Source organism: Pyxidicoccus sp. M6 (assembly GCF_055568925.1).
In genome coordinates, this window is sequence record NZ_CM145714.1 from 5,462,268 (window position 1) to 5,481,547 (window position 19,280).

Below are 19,280 nucleotides of genomic sequence, written 5' to 3' on the forward strand. Positions count from 1 at the left end.
CCCGCCGAGGCGACGTTGTGCATGGACGCTGGGAGAAGAAAGGACCGGGAGTCGGGCCCGCCGTGCCCCGGCGTTCGGCAGCCAGGCGCCGCGCGAGGGGTTGGCAACGCACGCGACGTTGTTCAAGCAGTCCGCCCCAGGTCGCCTGCCTGGCGGGCGAAGGAGCGGGCGAAGGATTCGCGTGGTGCGCCTTGCCGCGAGTGGAACAGCACGTGTGCTTGCCATGTCACTCTGCACGGAAGTGCTTGTTCACTGACGCGAGGGGGAATCCATGGGTTCCCACCGTGACAGGACCTGACGTTGCCGCGAGATGGGCCAATCACACTCGAAGTCGAAGGGCCTCCGCGATTGCAGCGTCAGCTCGAGCGCCGCACGGGCCCGTGCAGTTGGTGGGGTGGCCGGGTGCTTCAGCTCCTCGATGCAGCCCGCGAGGGTGAAGGGGCGGCCGTGGCGCCAACGCTGGCTATCGCTGAACCTGGAGCGGTGAGCCGTCCACCAGCCATGCCAGGACGCTGGGGTGAGGCTCCACTGATCGACTTCCACGGCCTCCTCCAGGCTCTCAACATCGTCGACGTGCGCACGCACCTTCTCTTTGAGCTCCGCGGCACTCAAGAGTCCGAGCGCCGTCGCAGCTGCAACACGCACCTTCCTGTCCGCTGCTTCCAGATGCGAGAGCAGTACTGGCACCGCCGCGATGAGTCCGAGTGTCCCCATGGCCTCGAGACTTGCCTCGACGAGCTCCGGGTATTCACTCGCCTGGCGCAGCAGGGGCATTGCCTGGGCATCCCCCGCCAGACCCAGCAATCTCAGGACATGAGGCGGCATGTCTGCTGGGGCAGATTGCCGGTATCGGGCCAGGACATGAGGCGAGCCCAGCATCAATGCGGCCCGCACGAGCGACTCGGATTCCAATGCAGGTCCGCGAGCGAGCAGCGCTTCGATGGAAGCGAGGGCGGGGCGATGACCGATTCGTGCCAGCGCCAATGCTGCTTCACTGCGGACAGAGATGTCTTCGTCCGCGAGTAACGCGAGGAACTGCGAAGGGCTTCCCTCCCTGCGGTACCCCAGAACCGAGGCAGCAGCGGCTCTTACCGGAGCGCGGACGTCCGACATGGCGCGCGTGCAGCACGGCATTGCTCCTGGATGGTTCGTCTGGGCAAAGGCTCTGGTCCACGCAGGCAGGACGTCCGCGAGCTCCACTTCACGGGCCTGAAGGATGAAGTCGATGTCGACGCGTTCGGGGGCAAAAGACGCAAGGACGTGCATCGCCGCCTGGAACTGCCACGTATCGCCAGCCGTCAGCAGCCCGAACGTGCAGTCCAGCGCCTGATTCATGGAGGCCCTCATGGCATCCAGATGGAGGGACAACCGCAGCTCGGCGCCTTCCGCATCAACCCAGCGAGCGCCAGGAGAATGGAGCGCATTCAGTCGCTGCTGGAGGAGGAACTCCACCTCGGAGAGATGCATCTCCTGGAACTCCTTCAGGAAGGCTGCGGCGTCTGGATGTGCTCGCAGCGTCACTTCTCTGCCAGGCGCCCTTCGGGCGTCAGACGAGACTGGAGTGGTCACGCAACACCTCGCAGACCCTGGAAAGTTCTGTCTTGTCGCTCCCAGCCACTTGAACGATGAGCCCTCCCCGTGGGGGCAGATGTCCGTAGATGGCGGCATCCTCGCGGTTGAGCAGGAGACAGAGGGGCCCTGTTGAGCCGACACGCTTGAAGCGCAGCCTCAACGCCAGGTGCTTCAGGTGTCTGACCTGCTCCATCTGCGCGGGTCTTCCTCCCTCGTGTTTCGCCGGTGATGCGGACAGCGTCACCTGGAAGGGCAGGGGCTTCAGCCGTTTGTGCAGGAACCCGAGCGAGAAGAGCATGTCGCTGAAGGAGTGGTAGCTCGGGTGGACACGCCCCTCGAACACGGCCTTGCCACCGGTTTCGAATCGGACCACGGCGAAGTCCGAGTCATTGGGATTGTGGAGGTCGAGGTAGTAGTCGAAGTAGGGGTCTTTGGTCTCGAGCGCGACCAGGAGGAAGCGCGGGGGAGGGCGCCAGTCGTCGGACTCATGTGTCTCGATGAGTTGCTCGATGGCGAAGCTCAGGTCCGGAATCTCCAGGCTCCCCATGCTCTCGCCCATGCGGCGCAGGAACTCCACGTAGACCGGCGGGAGTTGGACAGTCCCCACGAGGTTGGTCAGTTGCGCAATGCTTTCCCATGAGGCTCCTCGGATGGTCGATGGGTACTCGGGGTCGAAGCTGCCGAGAAACTGGATGAGCTCGTCCATCACGGGTGTGTACCTCAGGACTTGCAGGGAATGTCGGTGGGGCAGAGCATGGGGGTGAGGTGAATCTGACAGGTCGCACAGGATGGCACGAGCTCGCCATGCTGGAACTGCCGGGTGACTCGGGTCGTGGTTTCCCCAAGGGTTTCCATGAAGGTCACTTCCACGGTGGTGCTTACCTGGGTCTTCTTGTTCCGTTTCTGGGCGCGTGTCACCGCTGCAGGCGGGAAGTAGAAGACTTCGCTCATAGCCCCCGGCTTGTGCCCGTCCTGATGGGCTTTCTGGATGAGCTTGGGGGCCGCACAGGCGCCTGCGGGATTCGTGGGAGCCGGCAGCGTTTCCAGGAAGAAGGACTGGCCGTTGGGAATGGGCCCGGTGGCATCCCGAATCTGGGAGAAATCCACCGGTCTACACAGGACCCAGCGCTTCTGTTCGTCCTGCTCGTTGAGCAACTCAACGGCCTTTTTGAAGCCGTCCAATGCCTCATCGTCGCCGGACATACCGGCGTAGATCTGCTTCCCACACTCGCACAAGAGGACTCCGAGCATGTAGCCTCCTCGCTGCTTGAAGACCGGCAGGTGGCTCAGCTTGGGGTTCGCGCTGATCTGGTCGAGGGTACCCAGCAACTGCATCGCCAGGCCTCGGCTCTCGGAGGTCTCCCGGATGCCGTGCGCTGGCTTCTCCTTCCCGCACTGCCGAGGGCATTCGTTGCTCTCTCCAACAGGGTCATCGCCGTATGCCCAGCCCGTTCCACCGTCCTGCATGAACGCCGTGTTGAACGTGTTCCCATTATGCTGGGTGACATCCATGAAGCGGACGACCCCCTTTCCCTCGAACTTCACGTCGAGGCTGAAGGTGCCCCAGGTCATCTTTCCCCGGGTCTTGGCGGAGATGAGCCCGCCACCCGCAGTCCCCGCTTCGTCTCCTGTGCTCGTGCTCAGATTCGAGTTCTTGAGGGCCACCGGGTTGCCCCCAATGCTCACGGTCCTGCTTCCGTCGGCCAGGTCGCGGTCCCGGGCCACGTTGACATAGGGCACCGGCACCGGCCCACCAGGCGAGGGTGTCTTGCACACATCGGGAGCCGCGCAGGTGTTGGTACCTCCGTCACCTGAGTGAACGATGGAGCGCCCGTTGGCGAAGGTCTTGGTCATACTCCCCTCTCGATGACGCAGGCTCCGACCTGCCCCTCGTCGGAACATCCGTAGATGAGCGCTCGGGGGCCGGGCGCTGGCTCCGGGGGGAGCCCGCGTAGCACGTGGAGTCCCTGGCTCAATTGGATGACGCCGGAGCTGGCGCCTGCGTCACCTAGGCTCTCGGCGACGAGGTCGACTCGAAGCGGCTCGGGCATCAGCGCGGTATTGCGCAGATAGGCTCGGTTGAACTCATGGCCCCAGAAGGTTTCGCCCGTCTGGCAGGAGAGCACGTGGGCTACACGCCGTCCCCGGATGGCTGGGTGGGTTCGCAGTTGGCGGAAGGCTGCGGTGAGTCCTTCGGCCATGCTCGGGGCTGCACTCGTCATGGGCCGGGGCTCACTTGCCGTGGCGACAGCCAGGATTTGCCCCAGGGGCGCAGGAGCCTGGCGACCCTGGGGCTCAGCACGAGCGAGCAGCATGAATCCGGCTCCTTCTCCAGGAAGGATGCCATCACGAACGGTCGACGAGCGCAGCCGCTGTTGGGCCAGGAGCCTCCTCATCGAGATGGGGTCGCAGAGCGAGTCGGCCGCCCCGACCAACACCCGCCTTGCGCTGCCCGAGCGAAGCACCTCCAGCGCTCGTGTCAACGCCGTGAAGAACCCAGCCCGCCCCTGGGCACAGAGCCCGACTTCCATGTCGAGTCGATGGGGAAGGGCCACAGCCGCGAGGACATCCAATAGCGGCTCCGTCTCGATGTCCGCACCGCTCCCAGGGGCTGGCAGGGCAAGGAGCAGCGGAAGGCGCTCGCTCCTATTCAGGTGGACGTCCTCAAGACATTCCTCGAGCGCGGTCGCCGCCAGCCCGATGATGCGCTCCGTGCGAGAGCGGCGCGATTCCAACAGGGACAACATCGATGCTCGGACCGCTTCGCCCTGTGCGTCGACGACATCGGTCAAGAAGAACTGGACCGTGCCCGCAGCTATCTCCACCTGGGTGTGTCGCGCGGTCAAGCCCAGCGGAGTGCAGAGCCCCAGCCGCAATACCACCATCTCCTCGGTGCTCTGGTTCACGAGGGCGCCTCCTCCCACGACTCCAGCTCCCGGACGGTGCTGTACTCGTGCATGGACAGCACCCCATGCGCCTGGATTGACGCACGCCAGATGAGCGTCAGCGCATGTTCTTCTGCGTCGATGTGCACCGCATCCAGCACCATCGGTTGTCGTTCCACGCGTTGGCGGAAGATCGCCTTGACGACCAGCCGATGTCGGGGCAGCGGGAAGGCAATAAATCCATCGGGAGACAGGCCTGAAAGCACCACGGGCTCCCCACCCGTCAGCCATGGAGCCGCAACGAGCCCTGGAGCCGCCGCGAGGAAGAAGCGGTGGTCGAAATCTGCGGGCCATAGCGGGGCCCGTTGTTCAACCCAGGACTCGTCATAGGTCCCAGCCCACGTGCGCCGGGGGTGCCAGCCTCGCGAGATGGGGCCGAGTCCCGTGGGTGTCACGGGCTTCGCGAAGTGCGTGAGTCGTTCGAGAGGCTCTTCGATGTTTGGAAGTGGCTGCTCCAATGCTGCCCGGGACGAGGTGTGGTGACCTCGCCCCACGGGGTTCCGGGGCTCATCCACTCCACCGAAACTCCGCTCGTATACGAGTGGCATCGATTCGAACGGGAGCGGGTCCGACGGCTGCAACGCCAGTACGCCCCGAGTCCACACGCGCTCTCCAACGACGTGGAGAAACTTTCTGCAGGGCCCCACCTCGACGGCTACCTGCATCTGCCTCACGGGCTGTCCACGGGGAGCCCACGCTCTCCCGGAGATGTAGATGTCCGTCGCAGGGCGGAACCAGGTGCTCTGGCCCTCCATGCGTAGGCTGGAACTGGCGGGCTCACCCCAGTGGATGTCCGCGAGAGGGGGCGGCACCTGTAGCTCGCTGCGCAAGGGCGCGGTGGCCGAGGGCCGCCCCGCACGCGGCAGGTCGAAGCGACCCGCGACGCACACGACCACCAACTCGCGTCCATTTTCGTCCTGGGAAGGAAAGGAAACTCCGCTGAACGAAGTGAGATTTTGCAGGTCGGGCATGGATCCGCGTGTCCCCCGGCACGGCAGCTCGAAGAGTAGCCGAGGGGCCCCGCAAAGAAAAAAGGGCCCGGCCTCTCCTCCGAGAGACCGGGCCCCTTCCTCCTGAAGACTGAAGCGTCTACGCCTGCTTCGCCACACCGCCCGTTGGCGCCGTGGCCGTCGCCCTGCCGTTGAGCAGCGAGCTGCTCGCATACAGGGCCAGACCCACGACTCCCAGCACCGCCGCTTCGAGATGGGAAGCGAGCGTCACGCCCATCAAGGTCATGGCTCCCGTACCCATCGCGAACGCCGCCGCCACCGCCCCCGCCGCCTTCCTCATCCGCCTGTCTCCCGGGCCCCCCGGCCCGCTGTGTGTACCGTCTTGCCTCATCCCCCTTCGTTATCAATCCGCGTGCCACGTACGACGCGTGTGAAATGGGAATGCGTGTGGCTCGGAGTGGGCAAACCTCTTCTCTGATCTGACCCACCCCTGCAGAAAGCACTGGATGGGACGCCGGTACGATGCCGGAAAAATTTCCTGGCTCCGGGGACCTCTCCAGGTGGGGCATTGCGTAACCCACGACGATCCATGGACTTTCCCTCTCCGCGTCGCGTGGCACACCCGCTGCTATGGGACTGCCGCCGGAAGCGTGGCGCAACGGACTTCAAGCCACGTGCGAGACATGCGCAGCGAGGGAGAGCAGACGATGGGCAAGACGAGCGCGGGGTTCTGGACGGTGTTGGGCGTGATGCTCCTGGCGGGGTGCGCGCATCAGCCGAGTGTGAAGGTGGACAACTCGGAGCAGCCCTACCGCATTGGTCGTGAGGATGTGTTGGATATCGCCGTGTGGAGGGACCCCGAGCTGTCCCGCACGCTGCCCGTGCGCCCTGACGGCTTCATCTCCATGCCGATGGTGGGCGAGCTGCAGGCCGCGGGCAAGACGCCCACGGAGCTGGCCGAGGCCCTGAAGCACAGCCTGCAGCCGTACGTGCAGGAGCCCCGCGTGACGGTGATTGTCCGCGAGGTGAACAGCAGCCGCGTGTTCGTCACCGGCGAGGTGCACAACCCCGGCGCGTACCCGCTGCGCGGCCGCGTGTCCCTCCTCCAGGCCATTGCCCTGGCGGGCGGCTTCACGGACTTCGCCAACTCGGACGGCATCGTCGTCATCCGCACCGACTCCAACGGCGGCCAGATTCCGGTGCGCTACAGCGACCTGATTTCGCCCGATGGCGCCCAGGAGCTCATCCTCCGGCCGGGTGACACCATCGTCGTGCCGTGAATGGTTACAGGGATGTCGTGGGTGGAGTGGTTCGGGCAGTCGGGTGGCGTGTGGGACGGAGGGCGACGGTGAAGGGCAACTGGAAGAAGTGGCTGCTCACGGGCCTGCTGCTCGTCGCGCCGGCCGCGCGGGCGGCCACGGTGTGGGAGCCGAAGCTTCGGCTCACCGCCGAGGAGCGCTACGACGACGACCTGCGCCTGGGTGACGGCGAGGCCGGCGGCCAGCTGATGACGAAGCTGTCTCCGCGGCTGGGCGTGGAGGGCGGAGACGGGCGGCTGAAGCTGGACGGCTTCTACGCGGCGGACCTCCTCATGCGGCACGGCTCCGGCAAGACGACGCTGGACCACCGCGCGGGGCTGGAGCTGCACCACCAGCTGACGCGCCGGCTGAAGGTGGACTCGGCCGTCCGCGTGTTCCGCGTGCAGGACCCGGCCTCGCTGCCGCGTGACGGACTGGCGCGCTCCACGGCGCCCACGTTCTTCACCCAGGCGAGCCTCGGCGCCACCACGCGCGTCTCGGAGCGGCTGGACGTGCGCGCCGGCTACAAGTTCGAGGCGGTGCGCATCCTCGAGGCGGGGCAGCAGTCGGGCTATGCCCATACCCCGTCGGTGGAGGCCTGGTACCGCCAGACGCGGCGCCTCAGCCTGGGCCTGGAGTACCGGTACCAGGGCTTCCTTTACCTGGGGGACTGGGCGCAGGCGCACGGTGTGGCGGCGGGCCTGCGCTACCGGCTGACGCGGCCCACGACGTTGACGGTGCGCGCGGGGCCGGTGCGCTACCGCGGGCCCGGCGGGCGGCAGCAGGGCTGGGTGCCGCGAGTGAATGTGGAGTTGATGCGCGAGGGTGAGCTGCTCGACGTGGGCGTGGCGCTGGGCCACGACCTGGTGGGCGCGAGCGGCTTCGCCAGCGCGGTGTGGGCGGACTACGCGTCGGTGGTGCTGGCGCGGCGCTTCACGCAACGGTTCAACGTCTTCGGTGCGGCCAGCTTCTTCCGCAACGGACGGGCGCCGGATTTGGAGTGGGGCGTCTTCAGTGGCTCGCCCACGGTGTCGCAGGGGTATGCGTTGAGTGGTGGGGTGGAGTACCGCATCAGCCGGCAGGTGTCGGCGCAGGGTGCGGTGGACCGGATTGCACAGGTCGGAAGGGCGGAGACGGCGGGAGCGGGAGACCTGACGCGCAATGTCTTCGCCGTCCGACTGGTGGTGTCGCCTTGGTAGCAACAGCGAGAGGGATGGAGGAGGAGCGGAACATGGAGCGAGGGATGACGGCGGACCAGCTGCTGGCTGCCCTGTGGCGCCGAAAGGCCTTGGTGGGAGCCATCGCAGCAGCGGTCTTCGCGGTGGGCGCGGCCATCGTGATGACCCGGCCGAGCATGTACGAGGCGTCGGTGGTGGTCCGCGTGGAGCCGCAGCGGCCGGGCGAGGAGATGGTGCAGCGCACGGTGAGCGAGCTCATCGAACAGCGGCTGCTCACCGTGAGGCAGGAGCTGCTGGCCCGCCCCGTGCTCCAGAAGGCCATCGAGGAGATGAACCTCTACCCGGACATCGTGTCCGAGAAGGGCATGGAGTCCGCCGTCGCGCAGATGCGCAAGGACCTCACGGTGCGCGTGGAGGGTGACACCGCCTTCGAGCTCACCTATGCCAACCGCGACCCGCAGGTGGCCGCGCAGGTGGCCAACCGGCTGCCGGACATCTTCTCCTCGGAGACGCTGAAGATCCGCCAGACGCAGGCGGCTCGCGCCACGGACCTCTTCAACGAGGAGATGGCGGCGCTCGGCGCGGCGGTGACGTCCTGGGAGCGCAAGATTGCCCAGTTCAAGGTGGACCACCTGGGTGAGCTGCCCGAGCAGATGGAGATGAACATGCGCGGCCTGGAGCGCGTGTCCCAGCTCATGCAGACCCGGTCCGAGGAGCTGCGCGTGGCCGAGGCCCGCCGCTCGGATTTGGCCCGCGCCCGCAACGCGGTGGACAGCGAGGCCGGCCGGCTCGAGTCCGCGGAGAGCGGCATCACCCGCGCGCTCGTCCAGGCCCGCACGCAGTGGACGGAGGACCACCCTGAAATCAAGCGGCTGTCCAGCGAGCTCGACAACCTCACCAGCAAGCGCAAGGAGGCCGAAGGCCGGCTGTGGGCCGAGCGCGCCGAGCGCACCCGGGTGGCTTCGCTCATCGAGTCCATCCAGAAGGAGATTGTCGACCTGCAGAAGCAGGCGGAGACGTACCAGTCGCGGCTGAACAACACGCCGAAGTGGGCGCACGAGCTGGCGGTGATGAACCGCGACTACGAAATCACCCGCACCAAGTACCAGAGCGTGGTGAGCCGCAAGGTGGAGGCCGAGCTGGCGCAGGAGCTGGAGGCCAAGAGCGCCAAGAGCCTCTTCAACGTCATCTCCCCGGCCGGTGTGCCGGCGATTCCGGCCCGGCCGGACCGGATGACGGGAATGATGATTGCGCTGCTCGTGGCCCTGGGCCTGGGCATCCTCACCGGCGCGGTGCTGGAGATGCGCGACGACAGCCTGCGCGACGGCACCGAGGTGCGCGAGCGCCTGACGCTGCCGGTGCTCGCGGTGGTGCCCGACATGCACGGCAAGACGGAGCGGCGGATTCTCATGCCGGCTTCGGGGGCTCGAAACACCGTGTCTTCCCCCACGACGTTGAACTGAGTCGCCTCGGAAAAGGACGGAGGACCAAGACATGGATCAGACGATGGAGCGGGCGGGCAACTTCCTCCCCCGGGTGGATGACAACGCGAGCGGCGGCAACGTGGTGGACCGCCGCGTGGTGACGCTGACGGCGCCGGCCTCGGCGGCGGCGGAGCAGTACCGCAGCCTGTACTACCGGCTGGAGCGGATGCGCGAGCTGCGGCCGATGAAGGTGGTGGCGCTCACCTCGGCCATGCCGGGCGAGGGCAAGACGGTGACGAGCGTGAACCTCGCGCTCTCCGCGGCGCGGGCCAACCCGGAGCGCCGCATCCTCCTGGTGGACGCGGACCTGCGCCGGGGCGGCGTGGCGGCCACGCTGGGCATGCGCAACAAGACGGGCCTGGCGGAGCTGCTCGGCGGTGACTGCGAGGTGCGGGACGTGGTGCGGCGCTTCAACTCCACGCGCCTGGCCATCATCCCCGCGGGCAGCACGCCGGAGGAGCCCACGCAGGTGCTGGCCAGCGCGCGGATGAAGCAGTTCCTCAAGGCCGTGCGCGAGGGCTTCGACGAGGTGTATCTGGACCTGCCGCCGACGCTGCCCTTCGCGGACGCGGCGATTCTGGGCCATCAGGTGGACGGCATCCTGATGGTGATTCGCGCCAACGTCACCCCGGGCAAGTCGGTGCACCAGGCGGTGGAGAGCCTGGGCGGCGCGCCCATCCTCGGGTGCGTGCTCAACGGGGCGGAGCTGCAGGCGACTCCGTACCTGAAGAACTACGAGAAGAAGTAGCACCGGGCGGCCCTTCGCCTTTCGCCCCCTGGCAACAGGGGGCGCGGGGCAGGGGGCGGATGCGAAGCGGGTTGGGGCGGGTTGGTTGGAGGGGCACGTGCTCCGCGTTTTTCACCACTATTTCTCTGCAAAGAAACTCACGTTCTTCCTCGCCGAGAGCTCGGCGATCGCGTTGGCCTGTGTGATGGGCGCGGCGGCCTGCGCGGCACTTTTCGCTCCCGCGGGGACCCGGCCCCCGCTTTCCGAGATGTGGCCCACGCTGCTGGGACTGGGCGCCGCCTTCGTCGTCACCTTCCAGTTCACGCTGTACCTGTTGGATTTGTACGACCTTCGCGTCGCGGCCGAGGACCGCGTGCGTGGCTACCGCTTCCTGAAGGCCGCGGGCGTCACGGCGATGGTGGCCGGCGGGGTCATGCTGGTGGTGCCGCTGGTGCTGCCGGTGGCGCTGCCGCCGGGCACGCTGCTGGGCGGGGCGATGGGCGCCCTGGCCGGCACCCTGACGGTGCGGGTGTCCATTCGCGCGCTGGTGGGCGCGCCGGACACCGTCCTCCTCGTCGGTGACGGCCTCAAGGCCCGCGCGGTGGCGAGCGCGATTGAAGCGGGCGGCGAGGGCAGCTACCGCGTGGTGGGCATGGTGGACCCGCGCAGGCTCTCCGAGCCGCTGGAGAAGCTGGCGGGGCGTCTGAATGCCTCCTACGTCGTGCAGGCCGCGGACGACATGCGCGGCGCCAACTGGGTGGAGTCGCTCTTGAGCTGCCGGCTCCAGGGGCGCCGGGTGTACGAGGCGGCCGGCTTCTGCGAGCGCGTGCTGCGCCGCATTCCGGTGCAGTTCCTCCGGGCGAGCGACTTCGCCTTCGCGGACGAGCTCACCGTGTCGCCGCTGCGCCGGGCGCTCAAGCGCGGCTTCGACATCCTCGTGGCGTCCACGCTGCTGCTGCTCGCGTCGCCCTTCCTGCTGCTGGTCGCGGTCGCCATCAAGCTGGACTCGAGGGGCCCCGTCTTCTACCGCCAGGAGCGCACGGGCCTGGGCGGCAGCACCTTCCACTTGTGGAAGTTCCGCAGCATGCGGACGGATGCGGAGAAGGACGGCGCGGTGTGGGCGCGGGCGAATGATGACCGCGTGACACGGGTGGGGCGCTTCATCCGCCGCACGCGCGTCGACGAGATTCCCCAGGTGTTCAACGTGCTGATGGGGGAGATGAGCTTCGTGGGGCCGCGTCCGGAGCGCCCCGTCTTCGTCGAGCAGTTGAAGCAGCAGATTCCGTTCTACGGCCTGCGCGAGGCGGTGAAGCCCGGCCTCACGGGGTGGGCGCAGATTCGCTACCCCTATGGAGCGTCGGTGGAGGACGCGCGCAACAAGCTGGAGTTCGACCTGTACTACGTGAAGAACGGTTCGCTGTTCCTGGATGTGGGAATCATCTTCCACACCGTGAGGCATGTGCTTCTCGGTCGTGGGGCTCGGTAGCGGTTTGGGGGAGTACCGCCGCGTTGGCCTCCTTTTTGGAAGGAGAGGCGCAGCGCGGCGGGCCCGCCCGGTTGTCGGGGGGCGGGTCTCGGGCGTCGTGGACGGGGGTAGGGCAATGATTGGGATGGACTTGGATTCGCCGCTCTCCGAGGGATGGGAGGAGACGCGCCGCCGGCTGGAGCTGGATCGAGAGCGCAACGAGCTGCTGCAACCCCAGGTGGAGCGTCCCACGCGCATCGTCGCCATCGGCGGCGGCACGGGGCTGCCCATGGTGCTCCGCGGCCTGGCCCGGCGCGCGCTGCCGAAGTCCGGGGACGTGGGCGTGGACATCACCGCGGTGGTGGCCATGAGTGACGACGGTGGCAGCTCGGGCCGGCTGCGCAGGCTCCACGGCGCGCTGCCTCCGGGCGACATCCGCAACTGCCTGGTGGCGCTCGCGGGAGGGAAGAACGCGCTGAAGGACGTCTTCCAGTTCCGCTTCGGCGGGGCGCGTGGCCTCGCCGGGCACGCGGTGGGCAACCTGCTCATCGCCGCGCTGGCGGAGCTGAAGGGGGACTTCCTCGAGGCGGTGCGCATGTCCGGCGAGCTCCTGGGCGCGCGGGGGCGGGTGCTGCCCTCCACGCTGTCCTCGGTGCAGCTCGTGGCGCAGATGCATGACGACACGGAGGTGGTGGGCGAGCGCAACATCTGCCGCGCCCACGGCCGGGTGCGCCGGGTGTCACTCAGTCCACGCCTGCCGCCGCCCACCGACGGGCTGCTGGAGGCCATCTACACCGCGGACCTGATTGCGATTGGACCGGGCTCGCTCTACTCGAGCGTGCTGCCCAACCTGCTGGTGGACGGCGTGGCCCAGGCGCTGAAGGAGACGCGGGCGCTGAAGGTCATGGTGTCCAACCTCATGACCCAGCCGGGGGAGACGGACGGCATGACGTGCCTGGACCACGTGCAGGCCGTCATCGACCACGTGGGCCCGGTGCTGGACGCGGTGCTGGTGAACGGCACGCCGCCGTCCTCCGAGTCCATGAAGCGCTATGCGCGGCGTGGCTCCTATGTCGTCCCGGTGGACCGCCGGGACTTGATTGCCGCGGGTGTGGTGCCGGTGCAGGCGGACCTCCTGAAGGAGGGGTCCAGGATCCGACACGACAGCCGCAAGGTTGCCTCCTGCCTCCTGAAGATGGCCCGCAGCGGCTTGTAGCCGCGCGAGGCCGTCACCACCTTTGGCGCCCTGATAATGGAAGCAAGACACCTCAACGCCCGGCCGTCCGTCGTGGAAGTCAACGAGCGGGCGGCCTTCATGGCCCTGGAGTCCGAGTGGAACGCGCTCGTGGAGGCCACCTCCCACGAGCTGTTCTACCGGCATGAGTTCCTGCGCATCTGGCTGGACAACTTCGCGTCCGGTGCGCGGCCTCGCGTCCTCACGCTGCGAGACGGTGACGGCCGGCTGACGGCCGCGCTGCCGCTGTTCGAGGAGCGCACCACCCTGTACGGCGTGCCCGCGCGGCAGCTCTCCGCGATGGCGAATGTCCACTCCTGCCGCTTCGATTTGCTGGCACGGGAGCCGGACGTCGCCGCGCAGGCCTTCCTCGCGCACCTGCGCTCGGTGGGCGCCTGGGATGTGCTGCGGTTGACGGACGTGCCGGACGGCGGTGCGGCCTGGCGGCTGCATGCGCTGGCGCGCGAGGCGGGAATGCCGGTGGGTGAGTGGGAGTCGCTCCAGTCGCCCTACATTCCCCTGCCGTCGAGCCGGGATGCGTACCAGGCGACGCTCCAGTCCAAGTTCAAGGCCAACTGCCGGCGGCGGCGCCGGAAGCTGGAGGAGAAGGGGCGCGTCACCTTCGAGCGGGTGGACGGCGGCCTGGACCTGGAGGGCACGCTGGAGGAGGGCTTCCTCCTCGAGCAGAGCGGCTGGAAGGGCGAGCGCGGCACGGCCATGGCGCAGGACGCGCGCACGCGCGGCTTCTACACGGAGCTGGCGCGGGACGCGGCGTACCGGAAGCGGCTGGCGTTGTACTTCCTGCGACTGGACGGCCGGCCGGTGGCCTTCCACTACGGGCTGGAATATGGCGGGCGCTACTTCCTCCTGAAGCCCGGCTACGACGAGGGCCTGCGCGAGTGCAGCCCGGGGCAGCTCCTCATGGAAGAGGTGGTGGGGGACTGCATCGACCGTGGCCTGCGCGAGTTCGACTTCCTGGGGCCGGACATGGTGTGGAAGCGCGACTGGACGGACAAGACGCGCCGGCACACCTGGCTCTACGTGTTCAACGACTCCGCCTTCGGCCGGGCGCTGTGCGCGGCCAAGTTCCGGTGGGGACCCGCGATGAAAGAGGTGGTGGCGCGATGGAAGCGATGAAGCCCTCGGGGAAGCTGTTCGTTCCGTCCCTGCCGACGCTCTGGCCGCACATGTTGTTGTCGCGGCCGAAGCCGGGGGCGCTGCCTCCGTTCTCCTCGCCCAACGTCCGCTACTTCTACTTCGCCCGCAACGCCATCTGGCTCACGGTGAAGATGCTGGGCCTGGACGCGGGCGAGGTGCTGGTGCCCGCCTACCACCACGGCGTGGAGGTGGAGGCGCTGGTGGACGCGGGCGCCACGCCGCGCTTCTACCGCGTGGGCAGCCGCTGGGACGTGGACCTGGAGGACGTGGCCCGTCGCATCGGCCCGAAGACGAAGGCGCTGTACCTCACGCACTACGCCGGCTTCCCCGGCCCGGTGCGGGAGATGCGGAAGCTGGCGGACGAGCACGGCCTCATCCTCATCGAGGACTGCGCGCTGTCGCTCTTGTCGTCGGACGGCGCGGTGCCGCTGGGCACCACGGGTGACGTGGGCATCTTCTGCCTCTACAAGACGCTGCCGGTGCCGAATGGCGGCGCGCTGGTCGTGAACGGCCCGCGCCAGTACAGCCTGCCGGAGCCGCCCGCGCCGCCGGCGGCCTCGACGTTCAGCCACACGGTGTCCGCGCTGCTGCAGAACCTGGAGCTGCGCGGCGGAGCGTTCGGCCGTACGGTCCGTGGCGCCGTGCGCAAGCTGGGCCACGGCACGGTGAAGGCGGCCAGCATCGAGCGCGTGGCCACGGGCACGCAGCACTTCGACCGCCGGCACGTGGACCTGGGCATGAGCCCGCTGACGAAGCGCATTGCACAGGCGCAGGATTTGGAGGCCATCGTCGAGCAGCGGCGGCGCAACTACTTCTTCCTGCTGGGGCGGCTGCGGGACGTGTCGCCGCCGCTGTTCAACCAGCTCCCGCCGGGGGCCTGCCCGCTGTTCTACCCGATGGTGGTGCAGGACAAGGCGGAGGTGCTGGCGCGGCTGCGGGCGCAGGGTATCGACGCCATTGACTTCTGGAAGCGCTTCCATCCGGCGTGCGACGCGTCGGCGTTCCCCGAGGTGGCGCAGCTCCGTCGGTCCATCGTGGAGATTCCGTGCCACCAGGACCTCTCGCCGGAGGTCATGGCGGACGTGGCCGCGGCGGTGCGTGACGCGTTGAAGTCGGACCGCCGGACGAAGAAGCGCGCGGGCTGAAGCAGGGCAGGGAAACGGGCACAGGGGAGGGCGGACGGTGATTCGCGAGGATGAGCTGACACAGGGGCCGCAGGCCGCGCAGTGGCTGGAGGTGGGGGCCGTGGGCAACACCTCCGCGCTGGCGGGGATGCGGAAGGAGTGGAGCGCGTTGCTCGACGCGAGCGACGCGGGCCCCTTCAACGCCTGGGAGTGGCTCTATCCCTGGTGCCGGCGGATTGCGACGAACCGGCGCCCGCTGGTGCTCACCGCGAAGGACCGCACGGGAGCGCTGGTGGGGTTGATGCCGCTGGGCGTGGAGTACCGGAGCGTGGCGGGCGTGCCGGTGCGGCGCCTGAGCTTCCTGGGCGAGACGCACGTGGGCAGCGACTACCTGGACGTGGTGGCGAAGCGCGGCCGGGAGAGGGACGTGGCCCACGCCTTCGCGCGGATGCTGTACGCGCTGCGCGACGAGTGGGACGTGCTGGACCTCACGGACTTCCGCGAGGGCTCGCCCACGGTGGACGTGCTGCGCGAGGTGTTCCCGAGCGGGGATGTCTTCGTGACGCCGCGCTACGTGTGCCCTTACGACACGTTGGACCCGAAGGAGCCATTCGACGCGTTCCTCAAGCGCACGGGCCGGCGCGACAACTTCCTGCGGCGGCGCAAGTGGCTGGAGAAGCAGGAGGGCTACCGGATTGAGCGCACAGAGGCGCCGGGCGAGCTGGCCGCGCCGCTGACGGACTTCTTCCGGCTGCACTCGGCGCGCTGGGCATCGGATGGAGGCTCGCAGGGCATCAAGGGCGCGGGCGTGGAGTCGTTCCACCGGGATGCCACGCAATTGCTGGCGGAGCGCGGACGCCTGAGGATGTACACGATGAAGGTGGGCGGCCGGGCGGTGGCTTCGGTGTATGGCATTGTCCACCGGAACAGCTTCGTCTACTTCCAGTCCGGGTATGACCCGGAGTGGCGCAACCGCAGCGTGGGCCTGGTGCTGGTGGGCGAGACGTTCCGGGATGCGCTGGCGTCTGGCTTTGCCGAGTACGACTTCCTGCGAGGCACGGAGACGTACAAGTCGGACTGGGTGACGAAGCAGCGGCACACCGTGTCCGTGCGAGTGCACGCCGGGACGTGGGCAGGGCGCTGGTTCACGCGCTCGGAGGAGTGGGCGCGTGAGGTGCGCAACGGCGCGAAGGCGGTGATGCCGGACACGCTGGTGGAGAAGGTGCGGCGCTTGCGCCGGCGCCGGGCTGCGGTGCGGTGACGCGGCCCGGCGGCTGATTGCTCCCGGCGCATCTGCGCAGGCTTTCTACGGGGTGTTGGAATCCGCCGGCAGCACGCAGATGTTGATCGTGCCTGTCGTTACGGCGCCCTGGGGATCAGAGAGCCAGACAGTGATTGTGCAGTTGTTGCAGGTGGAAGAGGCCGGCAATTGAGTGGGCGTGAACTGGTTCGTCAGTGAATCGAACTGGGAGAACTGGCCGGGGCAGTTCGAATACCACTGCGTGAATGGCGTAAGGGTTTCCGGGTCCAGGGCAAAGACCGAGAAGGTGGTGCTCTGGCCAAGGCGCACTCGCCCCTCCGATACCGTGAACGAGTAGATCACCGGGGGACTGTTGAAGCTCACCTCGATGGTGGCAATGCCGCCCTGTGGCTGTTCCGGGCCAACCTGAATGAACAGCCGTGCCGAGCTGGAACTGCCCCGCGAATCCTGCACGGTCAGGGTCAGGGTTGCTGTCAGTGATGTGTTTGGCGCGGTCCAGTCCGTGGAGGTGGTAGTTGGACTGGACAGGCTGCCCGCAGTTGCCGTCCAGGAATACGTGAGTGTGTCGCTGGCATCCGGGTCGTGCGCACTTGCGACCAGATGGATGGTCTGACCCGCGCTTATTGTGATGGACGAAGCCACGACCGAGTCGATGATGGGAACATCATTGGATGGATAGGGAGCAACGTCCACTGCCTGCAACGTCACAGCGATGAGCGCCGTTTGTCCCGCGACAATGACGACACCTGACGCTTCGCCCTCGTAGACCCTCTTGCCGCTCGAATCGAAAGCCCGAAACAAGAAGCTTCGGTCGGCACCTGCGGGAATGCCCGCGATGGTGCCACCCCATACTCCATTGGCTTGTACGAGTTCTTGCGAGAAGGAGGCGAAGTCAGGTCCCGAGATGGTGACCTGGATGCGGACGACGACGCTGGAGTCCACCGCCGCCGTTTGCGTGGACACTGTGAACTGCGCCGCCCCAGTATCGGTGGTGGGACTGCATCCCGCGATGATTGCCCAAAGGAGCGCGACAACGGGAAGGAGTCTGTGTTTGTGCATGAGAAGCCCCTTTCGCTCACGGGCGTGGATTCGCCCAGTAAGCGCCGAGGTCCAGTAATGCACAAATGTTGGATGCAATAGAAGCCACGGTCGTGTCGACAATTCCAATTGCGCGGCCAGGGAGCCCAGTGGGGCTTTGGATTCTGGTTTGTCTGACCTGGCACGTCGTTGGTGGTCTTCCACTGTCCGGAATGACCCGGTTGTGTTCCTGGGGGCGTTCGGTGTTCCGTGTCCTCCATGGACGAAAGCCTCCTCCCGGACATCCTCGACCAGGTGGGCCGCCAGCCGCGTGAGTTCGGCGCGGTGCAGCTCCACGTGGACCCGGTGGTTCGCGCGCCCGAGGGCACCCGGGCCACCGCGAGCATCTGGTTGCAGGGAGCCTTCACGCCCATGGCTCCCGGCGCGAGCCTGCGCGTCCTTGATGCCGCCACGTGTCGCGAGGTGCTGCATGCGCAGTTGCCCTCGCTGGAGCGAGGGCAGGTGCTGCGCTGGACGCTGCCTTTGAGCCTCGATGCCGAGGTTCGCGAGCTGCTCTTCCAGCCAGTGGCCCCTGTGCCCGAAGGCGCCGTGCGCGTCCGTCCGCCGTGGCGCCTCTTCGACACGCTGGAGTTGGTGACGGAGACGCGCCCGGTCGTGAACAAGGACCTGCTGGCGGCGGGCACGGCGGTGTCCCTCGCCATGGGAAGCCTGCCGGTGGCAGCCCTGCTGCGCGCCTCCAGCACGGCCGTGCGGGAAGAGATTCGCACGAAGCAGCATGCGGCCCGGGCGCTACCCGCTGGCTTCGTGGCGGAAGTCACCGCGGGCCCGGCCTCCGAGGCAACGTTCGAGGGGCCGGCGGCCATCACCGTCTGGGAACCGGGACAGTCGTTCGATGCGGCGCCCTGGCGAGAGAGCATCGCGGCGCTCCGTGAGGGAGACGCCCGCCGCGTGCAGTGCGCATGCGGCGCCGTGGCGCCCCGGCAAACGGAGTTCTGTCCGAGCTGCCTTGCGTCCCTCGCGGGAGCCGCCGTGGCCGTGGAGGCCACGGTGTCACCGCTGCCTGATGGAAGCGTGGCGGTCTCGGGCCATGCGGATGCGGCGCGGTCCTCCGAGGTCACCGCGTCGCTGTCGCTTGGTGAAGGCGTTGCTGTCCCAGGCCCCGCGGATGCGGTCGCGCACGCCGACACAGGTCCGCGCTGCCCCCGGCACCCGATGGTGGAGGAGACGCGCACCTGTCCGCGCTGCGGCGGTTTCTACTGTGACGGCTGCCTGCCGGAGTCCCTCGAATCGGAGCGGACGCACTGCCCCGACTGCCTCGCGCGTGAGACGGTGACGGACCCGGTGCGCCTGCGCCGCACGCTGGTTCGGGACATGTCGCTCGTCCACTGCGGCGTCGCGGTGGGCATGGTCATCATGGGCGTCCTCGGTTCGCTGGGCGCCGTGGGCAAGGAAGCCGAGGCCCTCATCGGAGGCGCGTGCTTCGCCGCCGTCTTCCTCGGGCTCGCCGGGCTTCTGGCGCTCACTCGCAACACCGTGGTCGGCTGGGGCGCCTTCGCGCTCGACGTCCTGCTCGGAGTCACCTTCCTGGTGATGGGAGGCCCGCTGGAGGGAGGCATTCTCTTCCTCGCGGCCGTCATCTCCTGCTTGCAGCTCATCAAGGCGCGGGGCCTGTCAGGAGCGAATGCGCCCGCCTGAAGCGCCGGGCGAGAGGCTTCAACTCAGGAGGCGTCGGATGGGGAAGCGGTTTCCGGCTGCTCACTCTTCACGACGACCTTCCCGAGAGAGGACTCGAAGGAAAGGGTGGGGCGCTCCCTGCCTCGCGAATGCCACTGCCACTCCTTCTCGA

The 19,280-nt window shown here is 67.8% G+C and carries 17 protein-coding genes; 10 read left to right on the forward strand and 7 right to left on the reverse strand.

What is annotated here, in order from left to right; all coding sequences use genetic code 11:
- Nucleotides 1-249: 249 nt before the first annotated feature.
- From ACVTJA_RS21850 to ACVTJA_RS21875, 6 genes are all read right to left on the reverse strand, one after another.
- On the reverse strand, nt 250-1,467 hold the full coding sequence (locus tag ACVTJA_RS21850; protein ID WP_465838879.1) for a HEAT repeat domain-containing protein: 1,218 nt from the start codon (nt 1,465-1,467) through the stop codon (nt 250-252).
- Nucleotides 1,468-1,546: 79 nt separating this feature from the next.
- Nucleotides 1,547-2,281, reverse strand: a complete 735-nt coding sequence (locus ACVTJA_RS21855; RefSeq protein ID WP_465838881.1) for an SMI1/KNR4 family protein — start codon at nt 2,279-2,281, stop codon at nt 1,547-1,549.
- Between the two features lie 11 nt (nt 2,282-2,292).
- Nucleotides 2,293-3,426 carry a DUF4150 domain-containing protein gene (locus ACVTJA_RS21860; protein ID WP_465838883.1) on the reverse strand — a complete coding sequence of 378 codons (1,134 nt, stop codon included), beginning with the start codon at nt 3,424-3,426 and terminating at the stop codon, nt 2,293-2,295.
- Nucleotides 3,423-4,478: a beta-ketoacyl synthase N-terminal-like domain-containing protein gene (locus tag ACVTJA_RS21865; RefSeq protein ID WP_465838885.1), complete on the reverse strand. Its 1,056-nt coding sequence runs from the start codon at nt 4,476-4,478 to the stop codon at nt 3,423-3,425. The genes ACVTJA_RS21860 and ACVTJA_RS21865 overlap by 4 nt, the downstream gene beginning before the upstream one ends.
- Nucleotides 4,475-5,680, reverse strand: coding sequence for a DUF2169 family type VI secretion system accessory protein (locus ACVTJA_RS21870; protein WP_465838886.1), 1,206 nt, complete (start codon nt 5,678-5,680; stop codon nt 4,475-4,477). The genes ACVTJA_RS21865 and ACVTJA_RS21870 overlap by 4 nt, the downstream gene beginning before the upstream one ends.
- Nucleotides 5,607-5,807 (reverse strand): hypothetical protein, encoded by a 201-nt coding sequence (locus tag ACVTJA_RS21875; RefSeq protein ID WP_465838887.1) that lies wholly within the window; start codon nt 5,805-5,807, stop codon nt 5,607-5,609. The genes ACVTJA_RS21870 and ACVTJA_RS21875 overlap by 74 nt, the downstream gene beginning before the upstream one ends.
- A gap of 367 nt (nt 5,808-6,174) precedes the next feature.
- Between ACVTJA_RS21875 and ACVTJA_RS21880 the strand changes: the two genes are divergently transcribed.
- From ACVTJA_RS21880 to ACVTJA_RS21920, 9 genes are all read left to right on the forward strand, one after another.
- Nucleotides 6,175-6,747 (forward strand): polysaccharide biosynthesis/export family protein, encoded by a 573-nt coding sequence (locus tag ACVTJA_RS21880; protein ID WP_465840476.1) that lies wholly within the window; start codon nt 6,175-6,177, stop codon nt 6,745-6,747.
- Nucleotides 6,748-6,815: 68 nt separating this feature from the next.
- On the forward strand, nt 6,816-7,964 hold the full coding sequence (locus tag ACVTJA_RS21885) for a hypothetical protein (RefSeq protein WP_465838889.1): 1,149 nt from the start codon (nt 6,816-6,818) through the stop codon (nt 7,962-7,964).
- A gap of 14 nt (nt 7,965-7,978) precedes the next feature.
- Nucleotides 7,979-9,406, forward strand: coding sequence for a GumC family protein (locus ACVTJA_RS21890; RefSeq protein ID WP_465838891.1), 1,428 nt, complete (start codon nt 7,979-7,981; stop codon nt 9,404-9,406).
- Nucleotides 9,407-9,437: 31 nt separating this feature from the next.
- Nucleotides 9,438-10,175 (forward strand): CpsD/CapB family tyrosine-protein kinase, encoded by a 738-nt coding sequence (locus tag ACVTJA_RS21895; RefSeq protein WP_465838892.1) that lies wholly within the window; start codon nt 9,438-9,440, stop codon nt 10,173-10,175.
- Between the two features lie 97 nt (nt 10,176-10,272).
- On the forward strand, nt 10,273-11,640 hold the full coding sequence (gene exoE, locus ACVTJA_RS21900; protein WP_465838894.1) for a polyisoprenyl-phosphate hexose-1-phosphate transferase ExoE: 1,368 nt from the start codon (nt 10,273-10,275) through the stop codon (nt 11,638-11,640).
- Between the two features lie 115 nt (nt 11,641-11,755).
- Nucleotides 11,756-12,835 (forward strand): gluconeogenesis factor YvcK family protein, encoded by a 1,080-nt coding sequence (locus tag ACVTJA_RS21905; RefSeq protein WP_465838896.1) that lies wholly within the window; start codon nt 11,756-11,758, stop codon nt 12,833-12,835.
- A 36-nt stretch (nt 12,836-12,871) separates the two neighbouring features.
- Nucleotides 12,872-13,990, forward strand: a complete 1,119-nt coding sequence (locus tag ACVTJA_RS21910) for a GNAT family N-acetyltransferase (RefSeq protein ID WP_465838898.1) — start codon at nt 12,872-12,874, stop codon at nt 13,988-13,990.
- Nucleotides 13,987-15,156, forward strand: coding sequence for a DegT/DnrJ/EryC1/StrS family aminotransferase (locus ACVTJA_RS21915; protein WP_465840478.1), 1,170 nt, complete (start codon nt 13,987-13,989; stop codon nt 15,154-15,156). Before ACVTJA_RS21910 ends, ACVTJA_RS21915 begins: the two co-directional genes overlap by 4 nt.
- 37 nt (nt 15,157-15,193) lie before the next feature.
- The gene (locus tag ACVTJA_RS21920; RefSeq protein ID WP_465838900.1) at nt 15,194-16,396 is read left to right on the forward strand and encodes a GNAT family N-acetyltransferase; all 1,203 of its coding nucleotides are present in this window, start codon (nt 15,194-15,196) and stop codon (nt 16,394-16,396) included.
- A gap of 45 nt (nt 16,397-16,441) precedes the next feature.
- Here the strand turns inward: ACVTJA_RS21920 and ACVTJA_RS21925 are convergent, their stop codons facing one another.
- Nucleotides 16,442-17,455 carry an Ig-like domain-containing protein gene (locus tag ACVTJA_RS21925; RefSeq protein WP_465838901.1) on the reverse strand — a complete coding sequence of 338 codons (1,014 nt, stop codon included), beginning with the start codon at nt 17,453-17,455 and terminating at the stop codon, nt 16,442-16,444.
- A 237-nt stretch (nt 17,456-17,692) separates the two neighbouring features.
- Between ACVTJA_RS21925 and ACVTJA_RS21930 the strand changes: the two genes are divergently transcribed.
- Complete coding sequence (locus ACVTJA_RS21930; protein WP_465838903.1) at nt 17,693-19,129, forward strand: RING finger protein; 1,437 nt, start codon at nt 17,693-17,695, stop codon at nt 19,127-19,129.
- Nucleotides 19,130-19,280 lie beyond the last annotated feature (151 nt).

Excerpts from the sequence above, each read along its gene's own strand:
- ACVTJA_RS21850 (WP_465838879.1), bottom strand. The coding sequence starts at position 1,467 with ATGCATCTCTCCGAGGTGGAGTTCCTCCTCCAGCAGCGACTGAATGCG.
- ACVTJA_RS21860 (WP_465838883.1), bottom strand. The coding sequence starts at position 3,426 with ATGACCAAGACCTTCGCCAACGGGCGCTCCATCGTTCACTCAGGTGAC.
- ACVTJA_RS21870 (WP_465838886.1), bottom strand. The coding sequence starts at position 5,680 with ATGCGAGCAGCTCGCTGCTCAACGGCAGGGCGACGGCCACGGCGCCAA.
- ACVTJA_RS21875 (WP_465838887.1), bottom strand. The coding sequence starts at position 5,807 with ATGAGGAAGGCGGCGGGGGCGGTGGCGGCGGCGTTCGCGATGGGTACG.
- ACVTJA_RS21880 (WP_465840476.1), top strand. The coding sequence starts at position 6,175 with ATGGGCAAGACGAGCGCGGGGTTCTGGACGGTGTTGGGCGTGATGCTC.
- ACVTJA_RS21890 (WP_465838891.1), top strand. The coding sequence starts at position 7,979 with ATGGAGGAGGAGCGGAACATGGAGCGAGGGATGACGGCGGACCAGCTG.
- ACVTJA_RS21895 (WP_465838892.1), top strand. The coding sequence starts at position 9,438 with ATGGATCAGACGATGGAGCGGGCGGGCAACTTCCTCCCCCGGGTGGAT.
- ACVTJA_RS21905 (WP_465838896.1), top strand. The coding sequence starts at position 11,756 with ATGATTGGGATGGACTTGGATTCGCCGCTCTCCGAGGGATGGGAGGAG.
- ACVTJA_RS21910 (WP_465838898.1), top strand. The coding sequence starts at position 12,872 with ATGGAAGCAAGACACCTCAACGCCCGGCCGTCCGTCGTGGAAGTCAAC.
- ACVTJA_RS21915 (WP_465840478.1), top strand. The coding sequence starts at position 13,987 with ATGAAGCCCTCGGGGAAGCTGTTCGTTCCGTCCCTGCCGACGCTCTGG.
- ACVTJA_RS21925 (WP_465838901.1), bottom strand. The coding sequence starts at position 17,455 with ATGCACAAACACAGACTCCTTCCCGTTGTCGCGCTCCTTTGGGCAATC.
- ACVTJA_RS21930 (WP_465838903.1), top strand. The coding sequence starts at position 17,693 with ATGGACGAAAGCCTCCTCCCGGACATCCTCGACCAGGTGGGCCGCCAG.